Origin of the sequence: Anaplasma bovis (assembly GCF_036903315.1) — a bacterium.
Taxonomy (GTDB): Bacteria; Pseudomonadota; Alphaproteobacteria; order Rickettsiales; family Anaplasmataceae; genus Anaplasma; species Anaplasma bovis.
The window spans coordinates 1-2,668 of sequence record NZ_JAWLNY010000083.1; the positions used below are offsets into that span (position 1 = coordinate 1).

The 2,668-nt window shown below is 41.7% G+C and carries 2 protein-coding genes; both read left to right on the forward strand.

What is annotated here, in order from left to right:
• On the forward strand, window positions 1-1,185 hold a 1,185-nt coding region (locus R4I06_RS04605; protein WP_334414413.1), incomplete at its 5' end, for a hypothetical protein.
• Window positions 1,186-1,565: 380 nt separating this feature from the next.
• Window positions 1,566-2,668 (forward strand): hypothetical protein (locus R4I06_RS04610; RefSeq protein ID WP_334414414.1); only part of this gene is annotated, 1,103 nt, incomplete at its 3' end.

Sequence of the window (2,668 nt, forward strand, 5' to 3'; positions counted from 1 at the left end):
GATGACATTGGAGATATGAAGGGGGAGTTGGATGGTATCTGGGAGAAGATGGATAATGTGGAGAAATCCTTGAGCGCAAGGGAAGCGAACTTTGGCGGCGCAATTGAGTTTAGAGACTCAATTTCTCAAGATCTTATGCTTGATCAGATAAAACTTGCAGAAACATTTGAGGGCCCTTGGAACGCCGCCGTTGATCAACTGTCTTCAGCAAGCAATTTTTTTGGGATAGCGGAAAGAAAGAGAAAGGTAGCTGATGATATGAAAAGTGCGCGTGAAAAAAGTTTTAGGGCTTACCTCGGGCTGAATAGCATATTTTCAGAAACGTCCAGTAGTGTCATTAATGGATCACAATACTTAAAAGCGGTAAAACGCAGAGATTTTCGAGCTCAAATGGGTGAAGAATGGTCCGGATTGGATTTATCTACTCTGGAGCAAGAGAGCGAAACAGAAGCTGCACCTACAACAAGTGCCGAATCTGCTGGAGAGGGTGAATCTGCTCGGGATGACGTTATTGTTATACAAGAAGCAGAGGAGAGCACTGAACCCGCAACGGATTCTGAAAGCAGAGACGTGACGAGAGATGCTGAGGCTTCCACAAGCTCCACAACCGCTGCTACAAGCTCTGCGCCAGCTTCTATAAACTCTGCACCGGAAAACAAGCATTTGATTACGGGGGAAAGTACAGACATTGCGAGAGAAAAAGCTGTGTCCTATAGAAGTTTTTTCTCGTTAAAGAAAAAGTCCCCTAGTACAGAGGGTGGTACAGATGATAAAGACACTAAAACAGAGACTACACCTTTGACTGGAAGCTTCTTTTTATTTAGGAAAAAGTCCCTTACCGAAGACAGTGGTATAGGTGAGAAAAAAGAAGTAGAGGGTACCTTTGCTTCATGGAGAAAGTATTTTGCTTCAGTCACTGGCACTGGAACTGGCGATGCTAATGGTAAGGAGGATACTTCTTCGAAAAAAACCGCTTCATCATCGAAAAAAAAGGCGCATACACTTGAGGGACATCCTGTGGTTAAGGAGATAGAAAAAAGCGCGCTAGCTTCTAGTGCTGCACCAGTTGAGGAAGCAAAAGTCTCCGTGGTCAGTGATAATAACAAGGAGAATGCTCATGTTCTTGTTGAAGCAAAAGCTGAAGGTGTGTCGTTGCAACAAATAAGTGGGAAAAAAGCAGTCTGACTTGCTGTGTGTATCGCATAAAAAGTGCTCTAGAAAGTAGTAGGTGGCTGCGGCTACCTACTAGCCCACACCCACGAGTATGTATAAGTTCCCCTCAACTAAATTGCAACTCACAGTACTGTGCTGTGTAGCATATAGTATACTACATTTGCATATGGTAAACTGTGCACAATGTTAGGATATATAAAACTCCTCCGCGATAAAAACAGTATACATCATAACTAATGTACTGTAATATACGTTCTCATACAGAGAAATATTTGATATTTCGAAATTCTTCTCTTAGATCAGATATATAACGCAAGATTACAGCAGGATCTATATTGCTAGATCAGAGGGATTTTGATCATTGAAAGGTGATTATGGAGGTTGTATAATATATGCCGGGAGATTCTGTAATTGATCGTGAGTTAGAAAGTATACAAAGTCAAAGTCGCGAGTACAACAAAAAAATGAAGATAGCCATAGCATGCGTAGTTTGTGTGGCCATATGTACTATTGCAGCTTATGCAGTTATAGCAGAAAGTATTGTTTTACTTATTGCACTTGGGGCTGCATTGGCCGCGGCTGTGGTGGCAACATTAGTTTATGTTGCATATAAGAAGATTTTTGCTCAAGAGGTTCAGCACACAGGGGAGTCACTGGGGAGAGAGGAAGCATTATCCCTACTTGAACAAGATATTAGTAAGGATAAATTAAAACACGTGTTGCGCAACGCTTCTCCTGAAGCACTAGAGGAAGTATGCAAGAAGATATCTGAAGTTTTGCCAGACAATACCTCGATTATCACTCAGGTTCTGGAGCAGGTTGAGGATCGTAAAGAAATTTTAGAGTTGCTTGATCTTGCAGATGAAAATAGCTCGCATGTTGACGAAGTTATCAGAAGAAGAGATTTTGGAAGAATGGCGCTCGCAAGGAGGTTAGAAGCATATGTAGTGGATCTAGCTACTGCGGGTAACTATCGGAAGATTGGAGCTATTCTGGAATACGATCCGTCATTAGTGTATAGCACGTGTGGCACAAGTGGGGAAAGCATTATAAGGTTAGCATCTGGCAATATGCACACTGAGTGCGTGCAAGTACTAAAGGAATTCCATAAAGGAATAGTCGAAGGAGTCATAAGGGGCGATGATAAGTATAGAAAATGTGATCCTGTATTGAGCGTACTACAGCTTATACCGGTAGATCATGAATGTGCTTTAGAGATGTTTAGGAAATTGGCTCAATCTGGCCATAATATTAGGAGTTCTGATCTATTTGCTGTACCTAAGGGCTTAAGAAAAGATTTCGAAGACATACTTTTAAAGTATTGTGTTAATCCTGGAAAAATAGATCCAACTACAGGAGATATACCAAAAGGCATATCTCCTACACGACGCGCAGATATAGTGGGCACTAGTGTTTTTAGGAAAGCATTTACCATGGAGGAAGCGCTAGATGATTTTGAAGCACAACTTAACACGCTAGAACTGCCCTTTTCCGC